1 protein-coding gene and 1 pseudogene are annotated in these 2,822 nt (G+C 74.7%); both read right to left on the bottom strand.

All coding sequences use genetic code 11. From position 1 onward, the window contains the following. A pseudogene (locus tag B7767_RS34200) lies at positions 1-1,465 on the bottom strand (hypothetical protein); the annotation flags it as partial. 2 nt (positions 1,466-1,467) lie between these two features. Next, positions 1,468-2,822, bottom strand: a 1,355-nt coding sequence (locus B7767_RS34195) for an HSP90 family protein (protein WP_085575492.1), incomplete at its 5' end; no start/stop codon positions are given.

The raw sequence follows: 2,822 nt of genomic DNA, 5'->3' as shown, positions 1-2,822 counted from the left end.
CCGCCGCGTGGCCCGGCTGCCCGGCGTCGTCGTACAGGCCCGCGGCCTCCTCGTGGAGGGCGGCGGCGTCGGCGAACTCGTCCTTCTCACGGGCCCGGTCCGCCTCGTCGTCCAGCAGGTCCGCGCGCAGCCGGACGAGCGGGCCCACCGCCGGGTCGTCGGGGTGGGTGTAGTCGCGGGCGGCGACGAGCGTGCGCAGCCGTGCCCAGCAGGCCCGCGCGTCCGGGTGCCCCTGTTCGTCCAGTTCCCGCGCGCGGACGATGAGTTCGGGCAGCGGTTCGGGGACGGCGGGGGCCGTCCGGGTGGTGGGCGCGGCGACCGGGGCCGCCGGGGTCACGTCGTCGAGGGTGCGGGTGCGCAGGGTCAGTTCCAGCGCGTCCAGGAGGGGGGCCCGGTCGAGGCGGACTCTGCGGCGGTCGGTGTGGGCGGTGGTGCCGTTGCGGGCGTCGAAGCGGGCGGCGAGGCCGTCGGCACGCTCCCGCACCTCCGTGCGCAGGCCGGTCACCGTCCAGGTGCGGCCCGCGAATCCGGCGGCGGGCAGTTCGCCGTGGCCGAGGAGTTCGACGCGCTGGAGGAGGACCTCCACGCCGGTGAGGAAGTCGAACTGCTCCCGCGGCGAGTCCACCTCGTCGAACAGGCTCCGGTTCTCGGCGAGGAGTTCCAGGCCGCGTGCCTCGTTGCCGGTCAGCGCGCAGAACTCCAGGTGCCGCCCGACCTCCCCGGACATCGAGGGGTTGCGGCGGCAGCCGCGGTAGCCGGCGAGGTGCAGTTCGCGTGCCTCGTCGGTGCGGCCGGCCCGCAGCAGGGGCAGCAGCGCGTACGAGAAGGAGCGGGCCGGCTCCTCCTGGCAGGACTCCTTCCCGGCCAGGACGGGCTCCCAGGCGCGCAGCGCCCGCTCGTCGTCGCCCGCCGCCAGGTGGTACAGGGCGCGCTCGCAGATCTCGCAGGCCTCGCAGTCGCTGAGCCGGGTGCGGGCGCGGCCGGCCCACAGCTCGTAGGCGAGTGCGGTGTCCTCGCCGATGTGGGCGGCCAGCTGGTACGCCTGTCCGTAGTAGGGCTGGAGGTCGAGGCCGGCCTTCTCGTAGCGGTCGCGCATCTCCGTCAGCCACTGGCGCAGGCTGGCCAGCGGGATCTCGGGCAGCGCGCGCAGGGCGTTCGCCACCCACTTGAACCGCCAGAACAGCGTGTGGCGCAGGCGCTCGTCGAAGAGGCCGGGCTGCTCGTCGAAGAGGGTGAGCAGGCGGGCGAAGACGACGGGCGACTTCCGGGGTTCGGAGCCGTAGGTGTACGCCTCCTGCAGTTCGAGGAGTGCGTGGACGAGCGGGGCGGGCTCCTCGAACTGCTCGGCGGCGTCGACGAGTTCCTCGGCGGTGACGGTGCGGGCGCGGCCGTAGGCGCGCCGGCGGTTCTCCTGGAGCGCCTGGTACAGCTCGTCGGTGCTCTGGGGGTGGGGTGCGGTGGGCATCGTCAGCTGTCCTTGCGCAGGGCGTGGGCGAGAAGGTCGAGGAAGGAGCGGTTGATGAGGCTCGACTCGGCGGGTCTGAGCGGTCGCCGGGACAGCAGCGCGGCCTGTCCGTAGAGGGCTTCGGCGCTGGTGCGGGCCAGCTCGGGCTCGTCGATGGCGACGGCGGTGCGCACCAGCGGGTTGAGCTGGTTGAGGATGAGCTGGGCCCGCGGTGCCTCCTGGCGCAGGGCGCCGAGGATGTCGCCCCACAGGCCGCCCTCCTGCTCGCGGGCGAGCTGGGAGCGGGTGCGTTCGTGCCGGGCCTCGCGGCTGTCGACGAGGAGGGCGGGGGCGGAGGCGGGCTGGAAGGTGCGCAGCGCGACGTCGCAGTCGAAGACGGCGAGGGCGTCGCGGGCCCGGGCGAGATAGGCCGCGGCGGCCAGTTCCGTCTCCCGGTCGACGGGGTCGAGGTGGGCGGTGAGGGTCGCCGGGTCGAGGTCGGCGACCGTGACCTCGGACCTGATCTCCGGCAGCCGGTGGACCAGTTCACGGTCGTAGGTGTAGCCGCCGTTGACGACGCCGAGCCCGGCGGCCGAGGCGATCGCCGCGACCTGCCGGAACTCCTCCACGCTCGAGGTCACGAGCACGGTGCGGTGGGTGCGCGCGAACTCGTCGAGGGTGGTGTGCCCGTCGGTGGTCTCGAACGGCAGCCAGGGCAGCAGCATCCGCAGGATCTCGTCGTCGTGCACGGCGAGCGACTTCACGGCCAGGTGGTGGGCCTGGAGGAAGCGGGCGAGCAGGTCCGGGTCGCTGGCGGCGGCCCGGGCGATCCACGCGCGCAGCCGATCGGCGAGGGCGTCGCGGACGGCGGCGAGGGTGTCGTCCTCGTACAGGGACTCGCGGGACGCGGTCGGGCGCAGGCTCTCGGCGTCGACGACGCAGCGTACGAAGAACGCCCAGTCGGGCAGGATCTCCTCGGCCTGCTCGGACAGCAGCATGCCCTTGACGTGCACCCGGTGTCCGTGACGGCGCCCGGCCGGTACGGCTTCGGGCAGCACGCAGGCGATGCCCTTGAGGCCGACGGCCGGCAGGTCCAGCTCGATGGTGTCCAGCGGGACGAAGCCGAAGACCTCCTCGCCGTAGGCGGCGAGCGCGCGGGAGCGGGCCCCCGGCGTGGGGTGGCTGCGGGCCCAGGGGGCGGCCTCCGGGTTGACCGGTGCGCCCGGGCCGCCGGGACCGTCGAAGAACGTCACCGGGTGGCGCAGCAGTGAGCCGAAGTGCCCCGCGAGCGCCCGCACCTGGGACGGCCGGGTCCACTCGCCCGCGTCGCCGCGCGGGGTCAGGGTGACCGTGGTGCCGGGCCGGGGCCGGGCGGAGG

This window comes from Streptomyces sp. 13-12-16 (assembly GCF_002114215.1).
Lineage (GTDB): Bacteria > Actinomycetota > Actinomycetes > Streptomycetales > Streptomycetaceae > Streptomyces.
The sequence above is the reverse complement of the archived record's forward strand: the minus strand, read 5'-3'. Positions and strand labels throughout refer to the sequence as shown.